Annotated in this window: 22 protein-coding genes and 1 pseudogene; 14 read left to right on the top strand and 9 right to left on the bottom strand. The window is 50.7% G+C overall.

The genetic code is table 11. The features are described 5' to 3' along the window. Positions 1–59: 59 nt before the first annotated feature. From JHJ32_RS03870 to JHJ32_RS03850, 5 genes are all read left to right on the top strand, one after another. Positions 60–1,694 carry a helix-turn-helix domain-containing protein gene (locus JHJ32_RS03870; RefSeq protein ID WP_200119959.1) on the top strand — a complete coding sequence of 545 codons (1,635 nt, stop codon included), beginning with the start codon at positions 60–62 and terminating at the stop codon, positions 1,692–1,694. A 133-nt stretch (positions 1,695–1,827) separates the two neighbouring features. After that, positions 1,828–2,754, top strand: coding sequence for an AraC family transcriptional regulator (locus JHJ32_RS03865; protein WP_200119957.1), 927 nt, complete (start codon positions 1,828–1,830; stop codon positions 2,752–2,754). Further along, positions 2,751–3,146, top strand: a complete 396-nt coding sequence (locus JHJ32_RS03860) for a response regulator (RefSeq protein WP_079716705.1) — start codon at positions 2,751–2,753, stop codon at positions 3,144–3,146. Before JHJ32_RS03865 ends, JHJ32_RS03860 begins: the two co-directional genes overlap by 4 nt. A gap of 199 nt (positions 3,147–3,345) precedes the next feature. Next, positions 3,346–3,696 carry a hypothetical protein gene (locus JHJ32_RS03855; protein ID WP_200119955.1) on the top strand — a complete coding sequence of 117 codons (351 nt, stop codon included), beginning with the start codon at positions 3,346–3,348 and terminating at the stop codon, positions 3,694–3,696. A gap of 262 nt (positions 3,697–3,958) precedes the next feature. Next, positions 3,959–4,336, top strand: a complete 378-nt coding sequence (locus JHJ32_RS03850) for a hypothetical protein (RefSeq protein ID WP_200119954.1) — start codon at positions 3,959–3,961, stop codon at positions 4,334–4,336. A gap of 42 nt (positions 4,337–4,378) precedes the next feature. On the opposite strand, the pseudogene JHJ32_RS03845 reads toward JHJ32_RS03850, so the two are convergent. Both JHJ32_RS03845 and JHJ32_RS03840 read right to left on the bottom strand, forming a co-directional pair. Then, positions 4,379–5,898: pseudogene (locus JHJ32_RS03845) on the bottom strand (FMN-binding glutamate synthase family protein). 310 nt (positions 5,899–6,208) lie between these two features. After that, positions 6,209–7,699 (bottom strand): succinate CoA transferase, encoded by a 1,491-nt coding sequence (locus JHJ32_RS03840; protein WP_200119953.1) that lies wholly within the window; start codon positions 7,697–7,699, stop codon positions 6,209–6,211. 141 nt (positions 7,700–7,840) lie between these two features. Between JHJ32_RS03840 and JHJ32_RS03835 the strand changes: the two genes are divergently transcribed. Both JHJ32_RS03835 and JHJ32_RS03830 read left to right on the top strand, forming a co-directional pair. Further along, complete coding sequence (locus JHJ32_RS03835) at positions 7,841–8,653, top strand: AraC family transcriptional regulator (RefSeq protein ID WP_079716710.1); 813 nt, start codon at positions 7,841–7,843, stop codon at positions 8,651–8,653. A 36-nt stretch (positions 8,654–8,689) separates the two neighbouring features. Next, positions 8,690–9,556 (top strand): DUF1080 domain-containing protein, encoded by an 867-nt coding sequence (locus tag JHJ32_RS03830; RefSeq protein ID WP_233632459.1) that lies wholly within the window; start codon positions 8,690–8,692, stop codon positions 9,554–9,556. Positions 9,557–9,633: 77 nt separating this feature from the next. Here the strand turns inward: JHJ32_RS03830 and rpsT are convergent, their stop codons facing one another. Continuing rightward, positions 9,634–9,888, bottom strand: coding sequence for a 30S ribosomal protein S20 (rpsT, locus tag JHJ32_RS03825; protein ID WP_079716711.1), 255 nt, complete (start codon positions 9,886–9,888; stop codon positions 9,634–9,636). Positions 9,889–10,190: 302 nt separating this feature from the next. On the opposite strand from rpsT, the gene JHJ32_RS03820 reads away from it, so the two are divergent. The 4 genes from JHJ32_RS03820 (at position 10,191) to smpB (ending at position 12,953) form a co-directional block, all read left to right on the top strand. Then, entirely contained in the window at positions 10,191–10,739 is a 549-nt protein-coding gene (locus JHJ32_RS03820; protein ID WP_200119949.1) for an RNA methyltransferase, read from the top strand. Between the two features lie 59 nt (positions 10,740–10,798). Beyond that, positions 10,799–11,677: a succinate--CoA ligase subunit alpha gene (gene sucD / locus JHJ32_RS03815; protein WP_079716714.1), complete on the top strand. Its 879-nt coding sequence runs from the start codon at positions 10,799–10,801 to the stop codon at positions 11,675–11,677. A gap of 99 nt (positions 11,678–11,776) precedes the next feature. Further along, positions 11,777–12,439: a metal-dependent transcriptional regulator gene (locus JHJ32_RS03810; RefSeq protein ID WP_200119947.1), complete on the top strand. Its 663-nt coding sequence runs from the start codon at positions 11,777–11,779 to the stop codon at positions 12,437–12,439. A 58-nt stretch (positions 12,440–12,497) separates the two neighbouring features. Further along, the gene (gene smpB / locus JHJ32_RS03805) at positions 12,498–12,953 is read left to right on the top strand and encodes an SsrA-binding protein SmpB (protein ID WP_079716716.1); all 456 of its coding nucleotides are present in this window, start codon (positions 12,498–12,500) and stop codon (positions 12,951–12,953) included. A gap of 20 nt (positions 12,954–12,973) precedes the next feature. On the opposite strand, the gene JHJ32_RS03800 is transcribed toward smpB, so the two are convergent. Then, on the bottom strand, positions 12,974–13,885 hold the full coding sequence (locus JHJ32_RS03800) for an AraC family transcriptional regulator (protein ID WP_200119945.1): 912 nt from the start codon (positions 13,883–13,885) through the stop codon (positions 12,974–12,976). A 189-nt stretch (positions 13,886–14,074) separates the two neighbouring features. Here JHJ32_RS03800 and JHJ32_RS03795 point away from each other — a divergent pair, with 189 nt between their 5' ends. Together JHJ32_RS03795 and JHJ32_RS03790 are read left to right on the top strand one after the other, a co-directional pair. Beyond that, a complete protein-coding gene (locus JHJ32_RS03795) occupies positions 14,075–15,577 on the top strand; it encodes an aldehyde dehydrogenase family protein (protein ID WP_079716717.1) in 1,503 nt (500 codons plus the stop codon). A gap of 124 nt (positions 15,578–15,701) precedes the next feature. Next, a complete protein-coding gene (locus JHJ32_RS03790; protein ID WP_079716718.1) occupies positions 15,702–16,088 on the top strand; it encodes a DUF779 domain-containing protein in 387 nt (128 codons plus the stop codon). A 6-nt stretch (positions 16,089–16,094) separates the two neighbouring features. Here the strand turns inward: JHJ32_RS03790 and JHJ32_RS03785 are convergent, their stop codons facing one another. The 3 genes from JHJ32_RS03785 to JHJ32_RS03775 are packed head-to-tail and all read right to left on the bottom strand — an operon-like array spanning position 16,095 to position 19,019. Next, complete coding sequence (locus JHJ32_RS03785; RefSeq protein WP_370584468.1) at positions 16,095–16,499, bottom strand: acyl-CoA thioesterase; 405 nt, start codon at positions 16,497–16,499, stop codon at positions 16,095–16,097. A gap of 15 nt (positions 16,500–16,514) precedes the next feature. Beyond that, positions 16,515–18,326: a DNA mismatch repair protein MutS gene (locus JHJ32_RS03780; RefSeq protein WP_200119943.1), complete on the bottom strand. Its 1,812-nt coding sequence runs from the start codon at positions 18,324–18,326 to the stop codon at positions 16,515–16,517. Positions 18,327–18,362: 36 nt separating this feature from the next. Beyond that, positions 18,363–19,019, bottom strand: coding sequence for a protein-L-isoaspartate(D-aspartate) O-methyltransferase (locus JHJ32_RS03775; RefSeq protein ID WP_079716720.1), 657 nt, complete (start codon positions 19,017–19,019; stop codon positions 18,363–18,365). Positions 19,020–19,157: 138 nt separating this feature from the next. Between JHJ32_RS03775 and JHJ32_RS03770 the strand changes: the two genes are divergently transcribed. After that, positions 19,158–19,892: a hypothetical protein gene (locus tag JHJ32_RS03770; RefSeq protein WP_200119941.1), complete on the top strand. Its 735-nt coding sequence runs from the start codon at positions 19,158–19,160 to the stop codon at positions 19,890–19,892. Here JHJ32_RS03770 and priA read toward each other — a convergent pair. Together priA and JHJ32_RS03760 are read right to left on the bottom strand one after the other, a co-directional pair. Then, on the bottom strand, positions 19,886–22,369 hold the full coding sequence (gene priA / locus JHJ32_RS03765) for a primosomal protein N' (RefSeq protein ID WP_200119939.1): 2,484 nt from the start codon (positions 22,367–22,369) through the stop codon (positions 19,886–19,888). The two genes, JHJ32_RS03770 and priA, sit on opposite strands and share 7 nt — an antisense overlap. A 22-nt stretch (positions 22,370–22,391) precedes the next feature. Then, entirely contained in the window at positions 22,392–22,781 is a 390-nt protein-coding gene (locus JHJ32_RS03760) for a DUF423 domain-containing protein (protein ID WP_079716723.1), read from the bottom strand. Between the last annotated feature and the right edge of the window lie 137 nt (positions 22,782–22,918).

The following is a 22,918-nucleotide window of genomic DNA, read 5'->3' as shown; positions in this document are numbered from 1 at the left end:
TTGTCTTTGCGTTTCTTTTATTTACTTTTGAAATGCACCTACGCGCTTTCTTTGCCGCTATGAAACAATTCCGATTAGGACAACCACTGAAAAACAAGTTGTTACAATTTCTACTCGTTGCCGCCCCGTTTTCCTGCGCCATCGCGCAACCTCCTGCTGACGAACAACGTTTCGACCAATATGTCAATTCGGTACTGATTAATGAACAGAAACTAAGTGCCGACAAAATCATCGCTATCGGCGATTCGCTATACCAGATCTCGAAAAACGATAGGCAGCGGATACGCTCGCTCTTTGTATCGATCAACGGTTATCACATGAGCGCAGATCGGGTAAATGCCCTGAAATACTCGCTTATGGCGGACTCCCTTGCTGAAAAATCAGGATCTGAGCTGGTAAGCCGCACAAGCGGAATGGTGGCCTCGCAGTACAGGTCGCTAAAACTCTATGATGAAAGCATTGCATACCTGCAAAAGGCCCTGAAAAACGCGAACCGCCTCAAAGGAACGAACGTACCGACCACCAAGATCATGGTCTACAACGAACTGGGAGCCATTCATTATGAAAAAGCGGATTACGAAAAAACCATTGAAACGGTAAAAGAGCAGCTCGCATTGATAGCCGAGGCCGGACAGGCCTTTCCCGATTCGTCGTTTCAGCACATGCTCGCAATCCACCTGCGGCCAGCCTACCTGAATCTTGGGAGATCGTACTATGAACTTGAAGAGCTTGACTCGGCAAAATCTTATTTCAGCAAAGCGAAAGACCTTTATGCGCAAAGCAGACAGCCCTTACCACCATGGCAGGAGACCGACTTGAATATAAAGCTTGCCGACATCGAAATTGCCGAAGGCGACGCAGATACGGCGTTGGCATACCTCACTACCGCCACATCCCTGGTTGCTGAACTTGACGACAGGGAACTGGAGCACGAACTGGATATCGTTTTCAATAGGTACTACGAACTCATAAACGATTACCAGAAATCCGATAGCATAAAACGGAAAATAATCGCCCATGTGGCCGACAGGCATCATTCCTCCGCGGAAGCATCCCGGTATATTTTGCAAAAAGAGAAAGCCAACGCTGACTTGCTCAAAAGCAAGAGCGATCTGCTGCTCGTGCTTTTGGCACTCACGCTGCTGGTGATCATTGTCGTGGTCATCATTTTTCAGAAAAAAAATAAAAAGGCACGGGCCAACTTCGAGCGAATCATAGCGGCACATAAAAACCCGGAACTCAACACGCAGATGCGGGAAAAACAAACGGATCAATCACCCGTCCGTCGGGAAAACGGCAACAACCGCCTGCTCGCCGAAGATACCGAAAGGGAGTTGCTGAACAAACTTGTCGTTTTCGAAACCGGGACAGCCTTCACGGAAAAGAACTTCACGATATCCAAACTGGCCGCCCTCATGGGCACCAACACCCGGTACGTCAATCACATCTTGCAAAACCACCGAAACAAAAACTTCAACGACTACCTAAACAGTTTGCGCATCAAATTTATCATCCAAAAGATGATCGACAACCCCGAATTCCTGAACTACAAAATCAACTACCTTGCTGAGCTCTCAGGTTACTCATCGCATAGTCGTTTTGCGCAGATGTTTAAGCAGGAAACCAACATCTCCCCGTCTCAGTTCATTAGCAGACTATCCCAGGAGCAGGAAAAAAGGCGTTCAGCCCCATGAAACTGTCCATAACCACTCAAACTGTATCACTTTTACGAAAACTGATAGTGTTATGTTTGTATAGGCGCAACAATAGTCGGACGTTTGCAGTGTGTCGTAACCATCCACATTTGGTTACCCGAACATTGGCAACATGGAAAAAACGCAGCATGAATTCCAGCTATTGTCACTCCAGGCTTATACGATGGAAAGCCTCCATGTGCAGGACGATGGTGATGCCGGTTATTTCACCGTCATCCGAACGTTCACACCGTTGAAGCTCGCCATCGGATCGCAGCATTACGAAGTACCCGGTGACAAACTTGTGTTTATCCGTCCGACAAAGACGATACGCTTGTTGTCCGTTGAAGATAGCCGTGGTTTTGTCGTTTCCTTCACCTCATCGTTTTATGAACGGTCCGGATCGGACTCGTACATCCTCAACTCGGCACTTTATTATGATAAAGAGAAAGCCCTGCAAGTGACCGGCACGGGCGATACGGAAGCCGATTTCAGGCGGATAATCAACAACCGGCTTGAAAGGTGTCCAGACAAACACACGAACCTGTATGCCGCTGTAGCTCATGCTTGTGTAGAATACCTGCTACTGGAAGGGTTTCTGTGGCTGCAGTTGGAACCGGCAACTATCAGCAACCGGGCGTTTTCGCCGAACCGTACGGTGAATACATTCTTAATCCTCGTGAATCAGCACTGCCAGCAACATACTGACGTGGCCTACTATGCCCAACAGTTGCATATCGCCCCCCGAAAGCTCTCCGATCTCTGCTACCAGATCCTGGGCAAGTCGGCTAAGCGGGTCATAACGGATATCGTACTGACGGCAGCGCTTCATTGCATACGGAACAGTGACCTGTCCATATCGGAAATCGCGTACGAAATGGGGTTTGCCGAAGAGAGTAACTTCCGCCGGTTTGTCAAAAAACACACCGGCAGGATCCCGTCGGCCTTCAGGAACGAACTCGACCTGCACCATCGAACCAATAAGCTAACGGAAAAAACCAACCCAGCGGGCGAACAACGCTGCATGATGGTCAATCACTTAATGACGAAGGGCGCATGATGGCAACACTTAGTGAAAAAATACAGCTTGTACTGGCAGATGATTGCGCCTTCCAGCGGAGAGCCATCAGCATGTTGGTCGAAAGCCTCCCTGCTTTTGAGCTTATTGCCGTGGCTGAAGACGGCCTGTCTTTAATAAACCAGCTTTGCAAGCTCCAAACGCTTCCCGGGGCCTGTATACTTGACCTTCATATGCCCGAAATGGATGGAATCACGACGGCCAACGAACTCTCGGGGAGGTTTCCGTCGATAAAACTATTCGGATACACGTCAACCGAAGACAGGCAAGCGATCGATCAGTTCAAAGGAAACGGGGCATTGTCCGTATTTCCAAAGGACCAGCCGATAGCGATGCTTGAAGCCATTGAACATTACATCAGGGAAGACGCGTAAACCACGCATGGCCAATGTACGAAGCAACTTTTTTGGGGTTACTCCGGAAAAAAGACATGAAAACAACATTTTTGAACCCCACAAACCCCATCCACGATTCGCATTTTTGCAGCGGCTCCCATTCAGGGAGTGTTTTCAATAAGGTAGATGTTCTCTGGGGTGGAGCCCTCCACTCCAGAGATTTTTTTAAGCATACACAATGAAGAGCCTATTAATCATTGTACTCCTGGCCGGAGCACTTTTTATCACTTCCTGCCAATCGGCCGGCTACGACCCCGAACCGGCTGGCAACGCCAATGCAGCAATCACCTCCCGCTACGATATCGTAACCCGTTCGGCAACAAATGCGCGGGGCGATACACTGACGATGGCTTTTGACAAAGCCGCTGGTATAGCCATGTTCATCCTGAAAAGCGACACGATATGGCTGGAAGCTGACGCCACGGCATCCGGTGTCCGGTATAGCAACGATCGGTATCGCTATACCGAACACCACGGGGTACTGCGGCTTACGAAAGATGGCCAGCCGCTGTTCGAACACAAAAGGTAACGGCCTTCCCTCTTCGACGACGGCGGAAGACACCGCGAACCGTTACCCTGCTCCGCGGCATCCCGACATTCGCGCAATGCGCAATGATGCCGTTCCAGCAAAAGCAAATCAGAAAAAATGATAGGAATATAGCTGTTTTGAACACCCACAAAACCTATTGTTTTCATGATCTTTACCGTACATAACGCAAGGAAAGTGCTCCATCCGGCACATCCTTGAAATATCGTATCACATGACTGTTGGCGTACCCGAAACTTGCACCATGAAGCTACCAAGCAACGAGCAACGTTTATCTTCAGGCCCGCTATCCGACAATAGTGCTCCACGCAAACAGACCGTGCGGGAAAACCAGAAAGGCCCTATAGCGCAAGTCTTCCTCAATAGCCTAACCGTAGCGGAGATCTGCCGGCGTACAGCTAATGCGACGGACGACCGGTATCGCGAGGCATTCAGGAAAGGGATTCCCATGTTTTACCACGACATGCGCACAACCAGACTCAATGAATTTATCCGGGCTAACCCCGACGGTTCGGAAGATTTGGTATGTTATGACACCGCCACTCGGGGTTACACGTTGATAAAGCACCTCCTGCCCGCCGGCAAAGGACGCTGGGCTTATCTATCGTGCGCAACTAAATAAACAAGGCATATTTGAATTGAAGGCGGGACGAGTCAAGCATGATTAACCTGTCATCGGCTTCTTCGCCCACGCATATTCCCCGAAATCCACTTCATTGAAATCGGGTTCGAATGATTCCGGACAGCTGATTTTCATCAGGAACTCGAACGACGGCGGGTAAGGTTCAGCCAGCAAACTACCTGTGGGAATGTAAGGGTAACTGTCGAGATAGGTTTCCACACGGTTCGGCGATACGCGGCGATGGATATGGACGCGGTGAATATGGTCCGGATGCTGGATACCTGCCGCACCCAGTAGCTCACCGGCAGCTTTCACGGTTTCATTGTGAAAGTTAGCCACGCGTATCTTTTTGTCGGCGACCACCAGCCCCTTCATCAGTTCGGGGTCTTGCGTGGCCACGCCCGCCGGGCAGGTGTTGGCGTTGCACTCCAGCGCCTGTATACAACCCAGCGCCATCATCATTCCCCGGGCGCTGTTGCAGATATCGGCCCCAAGCGCAAAATTCTTTACCAGATCAAACCCGGTAGCCACCTTGCCCGTGGCGATGATCTTGATGTGCCGTTTGAGGTCAAAGCCCGTCAGGCAATCGTACACAAAGGCCAGCGCCTCGCGCAGCGGCATGCCCACCGAGTTGGAAAACTCAAGGGGTGCGGTACCTGTGCCGCCCTCTCCTCCATCCACGCCCACGAAATCCGGATAGATACCGGTCTTCACCATGGCTTTGCAGATGGCTACAAACTCACTCCGATGCCCAATGCACAGCTTGAAGCCGACAGGTTTGCCGCCCGATAGCTCACGCAGTTCCTTCACAAATCCCAGCAAGCCGATCGGCGTGGAAAACGAACGGTGATACGGTGGTGAATCCACATCCTTTCCCGGTTCCACCATCCGTATGCGCGCCACTTCTTCCGTCACCTTCGCCGCGGGGAGCATGCCCCATGGCCCGGCTTGGCACCCGGGGAAAGCTTGATTTCGATCATCTTAACCTGCGGATGCCGTGCTTTCTGGCTGAATGCCTCCGGGTTGAAACGCCCGTCGGGATGCCGGCATCCGAAATATGCGGTGCCGATCTGCCACACGACATCGCCGCCGCCACGCAGGTGGTAATCCGTCAGTCCTCCTTCGCCGGTATTGTGGTAAAACCCACCGATTTTGGCTCCTTCATTGAGCGCGACAATTGCGTTTCGGCTCAAAGAACCGTAGCTCATCGCCGAGATGTTGAAGACGCTGCTGGAGTACGGCTGTCGGCATTGCGGCCCGCCTACCGTTACCCGCGGCTTTTCATTCACCTTAAAATAGTCAAGTGCATTAATGCTGTGGCTCAACCATTCGTAGTTATTGGCATACACATCCAATTGCGTACCGAAGGCGGTGGTGTCGCGTTCACGTTTGGACCGCTGATAGATCACACTGCGATGAAGCCGGTTAAATGGACGTCCGTCTGTATCGCTCTCCACAAAATACTGCTGGATTTCAGGGCGGATACTTTCAAATAAATAACGCAACCTCCCGAGCAACGGAAAGTTCCGCCGAATGGCACGCCTGGTCTGGACAATATCCATGATGCCCAATCCAATCAGGGGGCCTAAGACCACCAGACTCCATAATATCGGCGGCCACAGGAAGCTCACGGCCAACACCGTGGAAACAATAATTACAGCGCCGTATATAAATTTCTTTCGCATGGGTTATATCCGTTTTATTCAACGTGTGTCCACTGAAATGCTATCGAAAAGTGTGGTTTGCACGAACCGCAAAACTACCCGCCGCCCATTAAACGAAACTTAAACAACCATTAGAACTTGATTAAAAATCGCCAGCGACATTAAAACGACATTAACGCGGCAGTGTACCGGCCAGATAAAAGAACATTTATTTCATACTGCCCGTTTCCCTAAACCGGGTGTGCCAGCTGAATGCTTCTTCAAGGATATGCGGCGTATGGCCTCCCCGTAATGCCTGGGCCCGGTCAAAGTAAGACTGCAAAGCCTCCCGGTAATCCGGATGCACACAATTGTCGATAATCGTTTGTGCACGTTCGCGGGGAGCCAAGCCGCGCAGGTCAGCGAGCCCGATGTCTGTGACCAGGATATCGACGTCATGCTCGGTATGATCGACATGTGATACCATAGGCAACACATGTGAAATATTGTCATCCTTGGAAGCAGCCTGGGTCACGAAAATGCTGAGGTAGGCATTTCTTGCAAAGTCACCCGAACCGCCTATGCCATTCATGATGTTTGTACCGCCGATGTGTGTCGAATTGACGTTCCCGTAGATATCAAACTCGATGGCTGTATTAATCGCGATAACCCCCAGACGGCGGATTAAACCGGGTGTGTTGCTGATGTTCTGCGGTCTCAGCACAATCCGATCTTTATACCTCTGCAAATTACTGAAAACCCGGTCATAGCATTCGGACGAAACGGTGATTGAAGATGCTGAAGCAAAACTCATCTTTCCGCTATCCAGCAAATCGAACGTACTGTCTTGCAAAACTTCCGAAAACATCCGCAGGTCGTAAAAATTGCTGTCCTTGAAACCGGATAGCACCGCATTGGCTACTTTGCCAATACCGGCCTGCAAGGGCAGTAACCTATCCGTAAGATGGCCCTTTTTGACTTCATCTTCAAAAAACCGGAGCAAATGCTGGGCGATGGCCGTGGTCTTGGCATCCGGTGGGGCAATATCAGCCGGACTATCCTGGATATCGGTAAATACGATGGCGGCGATCTTGTTGATATCAACCGGGATGGAACGCCTGCCAATACGATTCTCCGGCGCCACAATTGGAATCACATTGCGGTGTGGATAATTCTCCGGCTGGAAAATATCGTGCAGGCCGTAAATGGATTCGGGCACTTTGGTATTGATCTCGATGATTATTTTTTTGGCTAAACTGAGAAACGTCACCGAGTTGCCCACCGAAGTCGTTGGCACGACGCTCCCATCACGTTCAATGAAGGCTGCTTCTATCACGGCAATGTCCACCGGGGGAAGACATTGGTTATGCAGCAGTTCGGCACTTTCGCTGAGGTGCTGGTCGATAAACAACACCTCTCCTTTATTGATTGCTTCCCGGAGCATCCGGTCTACCTGAAACGGCATTCGCTTGGCCAGTGCGCCCGCACGGGTAAGCTTGGCGTCGGTGTCATGCCCCAATGAGGCGCCGGTCATCAACGTCACTTTCAACTCCTCCTTTTCCGCACGTTTGGCCAATGCGTCGAGCACCACTTTGCTATCACCGGCTTTCGTAAACCCGCTTGCTCCCACCACCATACCGTGCTGGAACAGCTGGGCGGCCTGCTCGGCGTTGACGACCTTATCAAACAATTCTTCGGCTTTGATTCTTTCGTATGACATGGCATTTATTTTTATCTCCTTGCAATAATAAGGGTTATCTGTCCGCTACAGTTATCGTTTGACGTCATATTTTTATCCGTTTTAGACAAACAGTCGTATTTTCTGCTTATTTTAGCCCACAAAAAGCGATTATAGCAGCGGATGGGACATTACGTAAGCAGGTATTATATTACGGAAGTGGATCGTTTTCCGGATACGATTTATTGCCATCACGCCGTGATGGGCGAAAAATTCATTCCCGAGCACGAGCACAAAAAAGGCCAGTTCCTCTACACGGAGGGTGGCGTGGTATACCTCAACACCCCCCAACAGTCTTATTTTTTACCTGCAAGGCACTACATCTGGATTCCGGCCGGTGTACGGCATAGTATTCATCCCAGCACACCCAAGGTCATCATGCGCAACCTGTATTTTCCGGTATCTGCATGCGATGACGTTTTTTTTTCCAAAACGGCTATCTATCCGGTCGACAATTTATTGATGGAGTTGATGATGTTTACCAACCGCTGGAACGGCAACATCCGCCCGGAAGAGGAAAGCAGGTACAGTATCGCCAAGGCATTCAAAATGTTGCTTCCTGAGCTTGGCAGGGGCGCTTTACCGCTGGCACTGCCCTACCCGGGCGATAGCCGGCTGGTAAAAATCGTGGAGTACCTCGACGAGCATGTTGCCGACAACATCGGGTTTAAACATGTTGCCGATCATTTCGGCGTAAGCGAACGGTCATTAGCGCGTTTATTCCAAAAGGACCTCAACATGTCTTTTATCCAGTATTTTACCATTTTACGGATGCTGAAAGGCTTGAAATTGTTACTTGATGACAAGCTCAGCATCAATGAAGTGGCCTCAAAAGTGGGATATAGCAGCCTGCCCACCTTCAGCAATACCTTTACTAAAATCATCGGCGTAAGGCCGAGTGAATATGTCAAGCACCGTGGGCTATGGTACAAATAACACAAATCAATTGACACTAACCTCAATGGCGATTACATGAAAGCACCCTTTATGAAAGCACCCCTTATCCTTGCTGCAGCACTTGCTTCAGCAGTAACAGCCTGCACAGGCGCCAATGATCATGACGAGTTGAAATGGATCCAGCTCTTTAACGGCAAAGACCTCAGCGACTGGACCGTAAAAATTGCTAAACACGAAGTCGGCGAAAACTACGCCAATACATTCCGTGTGGAAGACGGCATGCTGAAAGTACGGTATGATGGCTATACGGACTTCGACTTCCAGTATGGCCACATTCACTACAACACGCCTTACTCGGCGTATCTCCTTCGCGTAGAATACCGCTTTACCGGCGAGCAGGCTCCCGGCGGCGAAGGTTGGGCTTGGCGCAACAGCGGCGCCATGCTGCATGGACAGGATCCGCAGACGATGCTCAAAAACCAGGACTTCCCGATTTCCATCGAAGGTCAGCTGCTTGGCGGTGATGGCACAAACGAACGGACTACCAGCAACCTATGCACACCCGGCACCAATGTACTGATGAAAGTTGATGGTGAGCTGTTTACCCCGCATTGTACCAATTCGTCATCAAAGACTTATCATGGTGACCAATGGGTAACTGCTGAATTTCTCGTGTTGGCAGATTCCGTGGTGCATCACATACTCGAAGGCGATACGGTGCTGACGTATTATAAGCCTCAGATAGGCGGCGGAAGCGTATCCAACTATGACCCGGCCGTGAAGGAGGATGGCAAATTGCTGAGCAGTGGATACATCTCACTACAGAGTGAAAGCCATCCTATTGATTTCCGGAAAGTGGAGTTGCTCGACTTGGAACCGTACATGCAGGACAAGGCAAAACTCCAGCAGGTGCTGCAACGGTTGCGGGAAGGCGCCCGGTGACCGGCCAGCGCCAGCGAAGCACAAAAAAAAGCCGCTCTGCTATCCAGGGCGGCTTCTCGCTTATGATATCTGTAGTATTATGACAAGCTATTCACATGTTTGGTCAGCTTCGACTTATTATTGGAAGCCTTATTTTTATGGATGACGTTTTTCTTTGCCAAACGGTCGAGCATAGAAATCACCCGGGGCAACAGTGCTTTCGCCTCTTCGGCATTGGTTGTCGTCCTCAATTTCTTGATTGCATTACGCGTTGTCTTCGCTTGGTAACGGTTCCGTAAACGCTTCGCAGCGTTGGACCGAATTCTTTTAAGTGCTGATTTATGATTTGCCATCTATTTAGCTTAATAGTTCTATTTCAATTTTCAGACCGCAAAGTTACCACCTTCTTTTTAATATTCAAAACAAATCCTGAAAATTTCACCATCACCGGGCTTCGGGGTGCACGGCACGTTCAACCCTTGGCCGATCAACGTTGTTTCTTGAGCAATCAACGTTGTTTCCGGCGGTGGGCTTTTTTGGCCTAGGAGCGTGAACGGAGTGAGCGTTCCAGTCAAAAAGCCCACCGCTGGAAACAAACGAAAGCTGTCGTCCCCCCTACGCTACCGGGCTCCCAAACTTTCTCTATCTTTGCCGCATGCAGAAATTATCCATGGATCAATTGCAGCGGCCATCAGTCGCGGCATTCAAGGAACAGGAAAAACTGCCTGTCGCGCTAGTGCTGGACAATGTGCGCAGCATGCACAATGTGGGCTCGGCTTTCCGTACATCAGACGCCTTCGCACTCGAACGGATATTATTATGTGGCATTACGGGCACGCCGCCCCACCGGGAAATCGAAAAGACTGCACTTGGTGCTACCCAATCCGTGGCGTGGAGCTACGCAGAAAATACGGCGCAGGCTATCCAGTTGCTTCGTGAAGAAGGCTACCGGATTCTGGCTGTGGAACAGGCCAAAGGCAGCATCCCGCTCCAGCAATTCCCCCCGTTAACCACCCAAAAATATGCGTTGGTATTCGGCAATGAAGTACACGGCGTGGCCGACGAGGTGATGTCCCTCGTAGATGCATGCATCGAAATTCCCCAATCCGGCACCAAGCACTCACTCAACATCGCCGTATCTATCGGTATCGTGTTGTGGAGCTTTTATAGCAAGCTTTATCTGTCCGCAACGGATTCGGGGTAAAGACAAACTTGCATATCAAAGCAATTTTATCTAAGTTTGCGGTACAAAAAACCAGAGCAATGAGTGTATTAGTAAATAAGGATTCGAAAGTAATCGTACAGGGCTTCACGGGCAACGAAGGCACCTACCACGCTTCGCAAATGATTGAATACGGCACCAATGTGGTGGGTGGCGTGACACCCGGCAAAGGCGGGCAGACACATTTGGAACGTCCGGTGTTTAACACTGTACAGGAAGCTGTAGATCAAACCGGCGCTAATGTGTCCATTATCTTTGTTCCACCGGCCTTTGCTGCAGACGCTATCATGGAAGCTGCTGCCGCCGGCATCGAAGTCATTGTATGCATTACCGAGGGTATCCCTACTAAGGATATGATTCAGGTAAAATCTTATCTGGGCGACAAAAAATCAAGGCTCATTGGGCCGAACTGCCCCGGCATCATCACTGCTGACGAAGCAAAAATCGGCATCATGCCCGGATTTATCTTCAAAAAAGGCTCGGTAGGTGTAGTATCCAAATCGGGTACACTCACCTATGAGGCTGTTGATCAAACGGTCAAGGCCGGATTGGGCATCACCACGGCCATTGGTATCGGCGGCGACCCCATCATCGGCACCACGACCAAAGAAGCCGTGGAATTGCTGATGAACGACCCAGAGACCGAAGGCATCATTGTCATCGGTGAGATCGGCGGTGGCATGGAAGCTGAAGCCGCGCGCTGGATTAAAGAACATGGCACCAAACCGGTGGTTGGCTTTATCGCCGGCCAAACAGCGCCTCCGGGGCGTCGTATGGGCCATGCCGGAGCTATCGTGGGCGGAGCAGAGGACACGGCCGCTGCAAAAATGAAAATTATGCGCGAATGCGGCATTCGCGTGGTAGAATCGCCAGCAGAAATCGGGAAAGCCATAGCAGAAGAATTGGGCGTTGGTGTATAAACCGACACCGCCAACTATATAACGAGGCGTTGGGCAATCATCCCAACGCCTTTTTTATGATGGTGCCATATTCCTGACAATTTACCTACCTTTGCAAGTATGCTATCCGATACCGAGGAAAATTACTTGAAGGCGTTGCTCCGTCTCACCGGCGAACACGACGGTGCAGGTGAAACGGGCACCAACCAATTGGCCGGCAAGCTCAACGTACGACCGGCTACGGCTACCGATATGCTCAAGAAATTAAAGGAAAAACAGCTTGTCAATTACGAAAAGTACGGCAAAATATCACTTACCGACACAGGGCGCGATCTGGCGGTAGCCATAATCCGGAAACACCGGCTCTGGGAAACGTTCCTGTTTGATAAACTGGGCTTCAGCTGGGATGAGGTACATGATGTCGCCGAGCAGTTGGAACATATCAAATCCGAAAAGTTGGTGGAACGGCTTGACAAATTTCTTGGATTTCCGCAATTTGACCCGCATGGCGATGCCATCCCCACGGCCGATGGCGATTATGCCAGCGAGGCCCGGTTTATGCTCGCCGAGGCCAGCGTAGGCAAGCAATACACGATTGTCGCGGTAAAAGACAACAGTCCGCCGTTTCTGCAATACGTAAGCCAAATCGGCATCGGCATTCACAGCCAGGTGGCGGTCCTGCACCGATATGAATTTGACCACTCCATGACGTTGGCCATTAACGGCACAAGCATCAATATCTCGGACAAGGTCGCTCAAAACATTTATTGTAAACCGGTTTAAGCTTTTTTAAGCGGTAAGCCGTACGCAATGAATACGCTATACACTATATAAATACGCTATGGCACTATCATCAGATATCAATATCAAAAATAAGAAGGCTTTTTTTGAGTACCATATATTGGATACCTACGTAGCCGGCGTCCGTCTTCTTGGTACGGAGATCAAGTCCATACGGGAGGGCAAAGCCAACATCAATGATTCCTTCTGTTCATTTTTTGACGATGGCCTGTATATCCGCAACATGCACATCGCCGAATATTCACACGGCTCCTTCTACAACCACGAGGCCAAGCGCGACCGCCAGCTGCTGCTCACAAAAAAAGAACTTAAAAAATTAAAAACGAAAAGCGAAGAGCGTGGGTTCACCATCATTCCCCTGCGCATGTTCATCAGCAAACGGGGATTTGCCAAAGTGGAAATCGCATTGGCCCAAGGTAAAAAAGACTTCGATAAACGGGAAACCATCAAGGAGCGGGATACCAAACGCGAACTGGCCCGGGTGATGAAAGGATAAACAACCGGCCATACCCGGATTTATTTGGTCAGCAATAGACGATAAGCCCCCGGGGTTATCCCCTCATGCTTCTTGAATATCCGGATAAAATAGTTCAGGTTATTGAAGCCCGACCCAAAACAGGCTTCTTTTATTGTACTGCCGGCCGCCAGCAGCTGCTTGGCTTGGTTTATCCGCTCCAGAATAACAAATTCCATGGGACTGATACCCATTTCATGCTTAAATGCACGGTAGAAATGTGGTTTGCTAATATGGGCGACCTGGCTCAGCTCGTCTACACGCAGGGAATGGGCTATGTGCTGCCTGATATAAGCAACCACCTGCCCTATCCGGCTGTCCGGCTGGGTGGCGTCCGTTGCCGTATACCGGTTTTGCAACTGGATGATCCGGATGAGCAGCTCCTTCAGGGTAAGGTCTGCGAGCACATCTTTATGGACATCCCCGCTCGTGCTGATGGCAATCAATTTATTGATCAGCACGGCCAGCTCCGTATGGTTATAGAAATGATATTTATCAAACGTCAACTGCCAGTTTAACGCTCCCAAACTACGCGGGTGGTATTCATTGAGGTAGTTGATGGTATCGGCAATTTGCTTCCTTCCAATAGCCAAAGCCGTACATTGGGTTGGTTCGTTATCAGACGCAAGGGGAAAATCGATCTCCATCCGCACCGATGGCGGTACGATGACCGTTTCGCCGGGTAAGTAATCAAACCCCGGCTTCCCGAACAGGTGCATCACCTTCTTACCGCGCAGCATGCTCGTAATCACCAGGTCATCGAACTGGAGGGGCACCAGCTCACTCCGCTTATACGTCTCAAAGACATTCAGCTCACAGCTGTTGAGCGTGTATGCACGCCGGTTTTCCACGAGCGTACGCAACTCGCGCTGACTGCTCAATGGCAATGGTCGTAATGTATTTTTACGGTTCATCGCTTGGTTTTTACCAAAGATAACCCACATGCCCTTGCTTTTGTGTCACGAAAATGCAATACCTTCTGCCTGTATGCGATACGATAGCTTTGTGCTATCACATGATAGGATAGTGCTCAGTAAAACGCGGCCTTCTTGTTACCTTCGAAAAAACATGTTCACCAATTATTAAATTAATATTAAATCGTTATGGCACTAATCGAAAGACCATCGTTCAAAGAACGATACGACAATTACATCAACGGCACGTGGACACCCCCTGTCAACGGCAAGTATTTTGACAATATTTCTCCTATCGACGGGAAAGCATTTACCCAAGTGGCCCACTCCACCGCTGCAGACCTGGATCTGGCTGTCGATGCCGCAGCTGAAGCGTTCAAGACGTGGAGCAAGACATCCGCAACTGAGCGGAGCATCATCCTCAATAAAATCGCGGATCGCATCGAGGCCAACCTCGACTTCCTTGCGGCCGTCGAAACGGTGGAAAACGGCAAGGCTGTCCGCGAAACGCTGAATGCCGACATCCCACTGGCGGCGGATCATTTCCGTTATTTTGCCAGCGTTATCCGTGCTGAAGAGGGTTCGCTCTCCGAGCTTGATGCCCACACCGTGTCACTGATCGTACACGAACCCATCGGCGTCGTGGCGCAGATTATCCCCTGGAATTTCCCCTTGCTGATGGCGGTGTGGAAACTTGCGCCGGCATTGGCGGCAGGGACCACCGTCGTGCTCAAGCCCGCTGAAAGCACACCAGCATCCATCCTGGTGCTCTTCGAACTTATCGGGGATCTACTGCCCGCAGGCGTGGTCAACATTGTCAATGGATTTGGGGCGGAGTTGGGCCGGCATCTTGTGACCCACCCTAAGGTAGCCAAGGCGGCCTTCACCGGATCGACCGCTACCGGACGGCTGGTGGCCCAATATGCTACCGAAAACATTATCCCGGTTACGCTGGAACTGGGAGGCAAATCACCGAATATCTTCTTTAACTCGGTGCTCGACCATGATGATGAGTTCTTGGATAAGGCCGTCGAAGGCGCGGTCCTCTTTGCCTTCAATCAAGGGGAAGTATGCACCTGCCCGTCGCGCCTGCTCATCCAGGAGGACATCTACGACCGGTTCATCGAACGCGTTATCCAACGCACCGAAGCCATCAAGACCGGCAACCCCCTGGATACAACGGTGCAAATCGGTGCCCAAGCGTCCAAAATACAATTTGACAAAATCAACGCCTACCTTAAGCTGGGCAAGGAAGAAGGTGCCGAAGTACTTACCGGAGGTGAAATAAACCACCTTGGCGGCGATCTGGAGCAGGGCTATTACATCAAGCCCACCATTTTCAAAGGACACAACAAGCAACGCATCTTCCAGGAAGAGATTTTCGGCCCCGTTTTGGCCGTGACGACGTTCAAAACGGAAGAAGAAGCCATCGAAATCGCTAATGACACGCTTTACGGCTTAGGAGCCGGCGTCTGGACGCGGGATGCCCATCAGCTCTACCAAGTGCCGAGGGCCATACAGGCGGGCCGCGTATGGGTAAACCACTACCACAGCTATCCGGCGGGTGCACCATTCGGGGGTTACAAGCAATCTGGCTATGGACGGGAAAATCACAAGCTAATGCTCAACCATTACCGGCAAGCGAAAAATATCCTGATCTCGTACAGTAAAAACAAACTTGGGTTCTTCTGACCCTCCAACCGTGGGACGCCCCAATGGCTCCCGCTCAACCGGCAGGCAATTGCCTACCGGTTGAGCCATACGGCACTCCAAATCCTTGAATCATCCGTTCTGACCAACAGCAAAGGTATAGCCCATGAAAACAACAATGCAGCGCCTCGACGCCACAGACAACGCAAAGGCCCTCGTCAGACAGCTCGCCGAAACGCATGGCGACCTCATGTTTTACCAAGCCGGCGGCTGCTGTGAAGGTACACAGCCCCAATGTTTTGAAAAAGGCGGATTCTTTCCCCGCACCAACGATGTATGCATCGGCACCGTGGAAGGTTACGAATTTTGGGTAGACAAAGACCTTTTCGAATATTGGAAACATGCCCATTTCACGCTGGATGTGACCGATGGTTTTGGCGCAGGCGGGTTTTCGCTGGAAACGCCGTTGGGAAAAACGTTTCAGGTACACTACCGGGTTTTCGCCGAAGAAGAACTGGAAAAACTACCGCCCGTAAAACGGAATATCCCGTAGCCAGGGTCACCCCAGCACCGGGACCGGATTTTTATGCTCATCAATCGCCACAAAAGTAAAGGTGCCTTTTATCGCTAGTTCACGGTGATCTTCATACATCTGCTCCACGAAAATCTCCACTTCGATTTTGAGGCTGGTGCGCCTCACGTGTACTACCTTCCCTATCAGTTCCACAATCGTTCCGGCCGGTATCGGCTTGGTGAAATCTATGCGATCGGACGAAACGGTCACCAATCGCTTCCGGCAAAACCGGGTCCCGGCGATAAAGGCCACTTCATCCATCAATGCCATGGCCGTACCGCCGTACAGCGTATCGTAATGATTAGTGGTATTTGGGAAAACCGCCTTAAAGATGTGGGTTTCGGATTGTTTAATGCGTTCGGCTAAGGACAGGTTTGCGGCATCGCTCATGATCATGACAGTTAACTAATTAATATTTATCCCTATCCCTTTTAATAACAGGGATGCATTGAAAATCGTACACTCGCCGGATTTCAGCTTATAGTCAAAAAGCATCTCGTCTCCTTTTACCTGGATATCGAAATGGTAGTTGGCGAGCACACCGGGATAGTCATCGGCCAGTTTGGCGAGCTGCAAATCGTGCGTGGCCACCATGCCCACGCCTCCATCTGCAATCAATTGCTTGATAATCGCTTTTGACCCCAGGTATTTATCCATGGAATTGGTACCACGCAACATTTCATCGACGAGGAAAAACGTATCGGCTTGGTTTTTTACAGTCTGCAACACCAGCTTTATCCGGTTGAGCTCGGCCTTGAACGTAGAGGTGCTCTCGTTCAGTGAATCGGCGATACGCATGTAGGTGACTAAATGGAACGTCGATAGTCGCATCTCCCGGGCGCAGACGGGTGCCCCGCAAAATGCCAATACGGCATTTATCCCCACGGTGCGCAGAAACGTACTTTTCCCGGCCATATTCGAGCCCGTGATAAGGGCCACGCGATGATTTTCCTGCCGGTAGTCATTCGTTACGGCGGCATGGCCGGGAATCAGGGGATGCGCCAGTGCGGTGGCTTGCACGATGGGCTTTGGCGCTTCACATACCTGCGGGAAAGCCCATTGCGGATGGTTACGGCTCAAGGTCGCCAAGCTTACCAACCCTTCCATTTCGGCAACGGTATCAAATGCGTTGAGCATATCCGTACCGTATTGCTTGCGCCATTCGAGGATGGCAAAAGCCTGCCGTAAATCCCAAAGGGCGACCATGTTGAGCACGGCCCCTACCAGCATATTCAACCGGTAATCCAGCCGGTCAATCAATCGCCCAAGCTCGCGGAAAGCAGCGGAAACTGGCTTGTCCTTTCCATTGGCATGGAGTGATGACGCCAGCTTCTCACCCAACTGGCTTTGCCACGCACGGCTTTCGATCAGTTCAAACGATGCGGCAAAAGCTCCGAGCAGCCGGCCGGCCTTGTTGACTTCCCCCGCAATACGATTGATGGTTCTTCCATAGCCAATCGCGATAAGAAAATGTGCCAGTGCAAGAACAATTGCGATGCGTGAAAAGGCAGGTACAAAAATGGCCAATCCGACAGCCAGAGCCATCAACCATGGAACAGCGCTAACATAGCGGCGCAGCACGAAGTTGCCCAATTTGACCTGTTCATTAGTTAAGAAGCGCTCAAACTGTGTTTTAAAATCGATCCCATGCCGAAGGTTAAACCACAACTTGGTCTGAAACCTTTGGCTCCAGCCGGTATCACCGGCCAATTCCTTTACGGCATGTTGCCGCATGGCTATCGTTGCCGCACCGGCTGGCGAAGACAACCATCCGGCCAACAAGCGGTTGGCCTGCGCCGTGGCGCAACGGTTGATCCTGGCGAATAACGACGACGATCCGAATACATCCAGGTCGCCTGTATAAGGGTGGCCGCGGTCCATGAAACGCTCGCCGTGGGGATACCGGTTGGGGTTGCCGTCTGCAATGGCGATTTCGTTTAGATTGACAGCCAAAAAGTCGTCCAATGCAGCCTTGCGTGCTTCCAGCTTACTCTGCCGCCACACCAAGCCCATAAACAGCACAATAACGAGAAAAAAAAGCGCCAGAACAAGCCACAGTTGCTCGGATTGTACCGCCGTGAACAGTGCGGCCCCTCCGCAGATGATGGCCACCAGGCGAAGCAGCGAATTGTTGTTTATCGCCCTGCGCAGCGCTGTCAATTGAACTTCGGTATTGGCTATATGCTGACGATAGTGCTGGTAAATGTTTTCTGACATGTCGTTTTTTTCATTATGCTGACGGGGTATTCACGCTCACCATGCCTGGTCGCCTACCAAAGGAACAAACCGGAAGGTATCCAGCTCTATCCGTTCGTACTCCTGCTCACCAACGCGAAGGATGGTGACCATCTTTTGCTCTTTTTCACTCCCTACCGGAATGACCATGACACCACCGATACGGAGTTGCTTAAGCATCACCTCGGGCACGAACGGTGCTCCGGCAGTCACCAAAATTTTATCGTAAGGCGCATGGTCCGGAATCCCTTTGGACCCATCCCCCAGAAAAAAATGGGGTTTATACCCCATGTATGGCAGCACCTGAATGGTTCGATTATAAAGGTTGGCCTGCCGCTCAATGGTATATACATCTGCCCCAAGCTCCAGCAGGATACACGTTTGGTACCCCGATCCGGTGCCGATTTCAAGCACCTTGTCTCCGGGCTGGATGTGAAGCAATTCTGTTTGGTAAGCCACGGTATAAGGCTGTGAGATCGTTTGGCCATCGCCGATGGGAAAGGCGATGTCTTTATACGCCTGGTTCCAAAATGTCTCATCAAAAAAATAGTGCCGCGGCACCTTGCCAATGGCTTCCAAAACCTGTTTGTCTTCAATTCCCCGCCGCTTCAGCAGTGCTACCAACTGCTTGCGGGCACCGCGTTCACGATAGTTGTCAATAAATTTATATGCCATTACGGCCCAAAAATAAGGATATTAAACGAGATTAATGCCGATCGGCTGTATAGCCCAGGCTTAATTTAGGGAAGCTGCTATCGTTCCATTAATATATCATTTTATTTACTATTTTCGCACGGTATAAACTTTTTGCGCATGAGGTATGTTCTTTTAGTTGCTATCCTTTGTATTACAGCCGATCAATTGGCTGCTCAAGTAACGCGAATTGATACGGTCAGCTACCCCAATCCGATTATTCCCAAAAGAAAGCAATATAATTTTAATACCGATTTCTGGTACACCATAGCCCTGCGGACGTACGCCTACGAGCAGTTCCCGCAATTGCTCAACCAGCCAACGGGGCAGTCGCCCACGTTGCGTTCGTCGTTTAATGGTGTCCTTTTCAAAATCAACGACAACCAGGTGGCTTACCGCCTGCAAGCTACTCATTTCAACAACGATATCACGTTTGATCACGAATGCGATGGATGTGCCGAAGTAGCGGGTAAATTCCGCAATACAGCTATCAAAGTGGGAGCCGAAAAAAGCGTCAACTACTCACGTTTTCAACCGTATTTCGGGGGCGACTTGGGCTTCATGATCCAGAAGTTCAACACCAAAGATCAGGATCCGGTGGTGTTTGCCGAAGACAACAAAAATGCGGTGCTCTTTTCGCCCTTCATCGGGACCAAGCTCTACGTGGTTCCGCGGGTCGCTGTCGGTATCGAGGCAAACTTCAACATCGCGTATTCGTACCAAAAGGTCAACACCTATGCCGACAACTCGTTTACCGGCGATCCGGAGCAAACCAAACGCTACCGCTGGGAGTATTTCTTCGCGCCGGTGGCCGCCGTGACCCTCCAGTATAACTTCGGCTTAATCAATCAGTAGGGATCGACATCAATTTGTACGCGTATCCCTTTATTGAGTTTGTCTGCCTCGAATCGCAATAAGGTTGCTTTAACCAATTCTTTGACCTTGACCATGCTGGTACCTGTGCGCTCCACCTTAAGCAGGATGCTGTAAATGTAGTAATTGCGTACCCGCGCCACCAACGGTGCCTCGGGCCCATATACACGCGGCCCCAGCCCCTCGCGCAAAACCGCGGCCAACCGATGTGCCGCATCATGCACGGCCTGCTGCTCCTTATGTTTGACATCGATCTTAAACAACCGGTAAAATGGCGGGTAGGCGTAGTTTTTCCGCTCAGCCACCTCCGTCATGAACATCTCCGCATAGTCATTATGGATGACCTGTTGGATAATGCGGTGATTAGGCGCGTACGATTGGATGATAACCTTCCCGCTGTCATTGCGCCGCCCGGCCCGGCCACTCACCTGCGCAAGCAACGAAAAGGCTCTTTCGTAGGCCCTGAAATCCGGATAGTTGATCAGTCCGTCGGCATTGATAATGCCGATGAGGCTTACTTTACCAAAATCCAGTCCTTTGGCGACCATTTGCGTACCCACCAAGATATCATAGCGGTGTTCGTCAAAAGCGTTCAGGACCCGATCAAACCCATGTTTGCCGCGCGTCGAATCCAAGTCGAGGCGGCCTATCCGCGCATTGGGCAGTAGGGTCTGCAGTTCTTCCTCCACCCGCTCGGTACCAAAGCCCTTGCTCTCAATATGGGTAGAACCGCAAGCCGGACATACCTGTATGGGGTCTTCAGAGAACCCGCAGTAATGACAGTGCAATTTGCCGCTGCTTTTATGGTACGTCAGGCTCACATCACAATGGATGCACTTGGCAATATAGCCGCAGGTCTTACACTGCAGAAGGGGGGTGTGCCCCCGCCTGTTCTGGAAAAGTATAATTTGTTGCTGCCGGCCTAACGCATCTTCCATGGCCTGCAATAGGGTGGTACTGAAATAGGAAAACATGTTTCCCTTGCGGCTTTCTTCACTGATGTTAACGGTGATAATCTCCGGCAGCTTGGCATTCCCGAAGCGTTCCTTGAGTGCTACCAGCCCATATTTGCCCGCCCGGGCATTGTAAAAACTCTCAATAGCCGGTGTCGCGGAGCCCAATAGCACATTAGCGCCGTGAATATGCCCCAGGTAAATGGCCGTATCCCGGGCATGGTAGCGCGGCGATGGGTCAAATTGTTTATAAGAGACTTCATGTTCTTCGTCGACGATGACGAGCCCCAATGCTTGAAAAGGCAGAAAGACGGCCGAACGCGCACCTACCACAACCTGATATTCGTTGTTGCGTATTTTATGCCACACTTCGGCACGCTCATTATCACTGAAGCGGGAATGGTAGACGCCCAATTTGTTGCCAAAATGCATCCGCAACCGCTCGGTAATCTGCGCCGTCAGGGCAATTTCCGGCAAGAGGTACAGCACGCAATTTCCTTGAGCGACCGCCTCCTCCATTAAGCGGATATACACCTGCGTCTTACCCGAGGCGGTGACGCCGTGCAGTAAGACGACGTCCTTGGTACTGAACTGATCCTTGATACGCTCAAAAGCATCCGACTGCGCAGCACTAAACGTAAAATCACCGCCGATTTCGACATCTTCGCCATCCAACCGACTGACTGCTTTTTCCTCCTGCACAAATATTCCTTTCTCTACCAACGCTGAGATGGTCGCCGCACTGCAGCCGCTGGCCTCCATCAAGTCGGCCTTGGCTACCTTGGCTTGCTGGCGGCGCAACTGGATGTAAACCAATACTGCGTCCTGTTGTTTTGGCGCGTTATTGAGCGAATCCAGCAACAGCCGGAGGCCCAGCTCGTCGGCGTAGTCCTCGTGAAGGTGAACAAATAATTTGACCTTGGGCTTATATTTCGGCATTACTTCTTCCGAAATCAGAATCAACCCTTTATCAAACAGCTTCTTCAGGATGGGAAATACGGTTTTTTGGCCCAGGAGTTTAACGATATCGCTTACTTTCAGTTCAGGCGAGATATCCAAGGCGTCCAGAATAAGAAATTCCTTATCCGACAATTCGCTGCGATCCACCGGTTCGCGATGGGCCGCGATGACCTTGGTCTCACTGGCCAGCTTCAGGGCCGCAGGTAAAGCCGCCTGCATCACCTCGCCCAACGTACATAAGTAGTAGGACGCTATCCAATCCCACAATCGGAGTTGTACCGGATCAACAATGGGCCGCTCATCCAATACATCAAGGATATACTTCGCCTCATACCGTTCCGGGGCCTGATCGGTCACCCGGTAGACGACGGCAGAATAGACCTTGTTCTTCCCGAATTGGACGATGACGCGTTTGCCCACCCCTACCCTGGCATTCCACTCATGGGGAACCCGATAGGTATAGGTCTTGGAAATCGCTAACGGCAATACCACATCGACAAACAATGTGGTACGCATATTGACATCGCCTTCCGTAAATTCAAGCATATCAGACAAAATCGGGAACGTGTTATCCCTTGTTCTTTATCGTGGCCACAAATAAGCCAAGCCAGCCCAGGATAAAACACACCCCACCCAACGGCGTGATCGGGCCAAGAATAGCCGGATTTCCAACAGCTGTAATTGCTCGCGTACTTAACAGATACAATGAGCCGGAAAACAAGAGGATTCCCAGCGTAAAGGTAACAAAGGAAAACCGGATGTATGTATTTTTTGCCCGTGAGAATGTCGCCAAAAACAGCAATGCGATGGTATGATAAAATTGATACTCCACTGCCGTCTCCCAGGTCTCAAGACCGTCTTCACTGATCTTCCCTTCCAAACCGTGCGCCCCGAAAGCGCCTAATACGACTGCAGCAAGACCAAAAAAGGAAGCCGTGAGTATAATACGTTTATTCATCAGTACGTCAATGAGTTAATTAAGGCCAATATCTGATCGCAATATTTGCCAAACATAGGCATAATTGGAGTTATTTGCAAGACAGTTAATAAAGTCCGGCAACGATATAACAACGTTTCCAAGAGCAACAAAATTGC

This window comes from Parapedobacter sp. ISTM3 (assembly GCF_016533505.1).
In the GTDB taxonomy this organism is placed as follows: Bacteria; Bacteroidota; Bacteroidia; order Sphingobacteriales; family Sphingobacteriaceae; genus Parapedobacter; species Parapedobacter luteus.
Note: the sequence above shows the minus strand (reverse complement) of the source record. Positions and strands in the feature narration are given on the sequence as shown.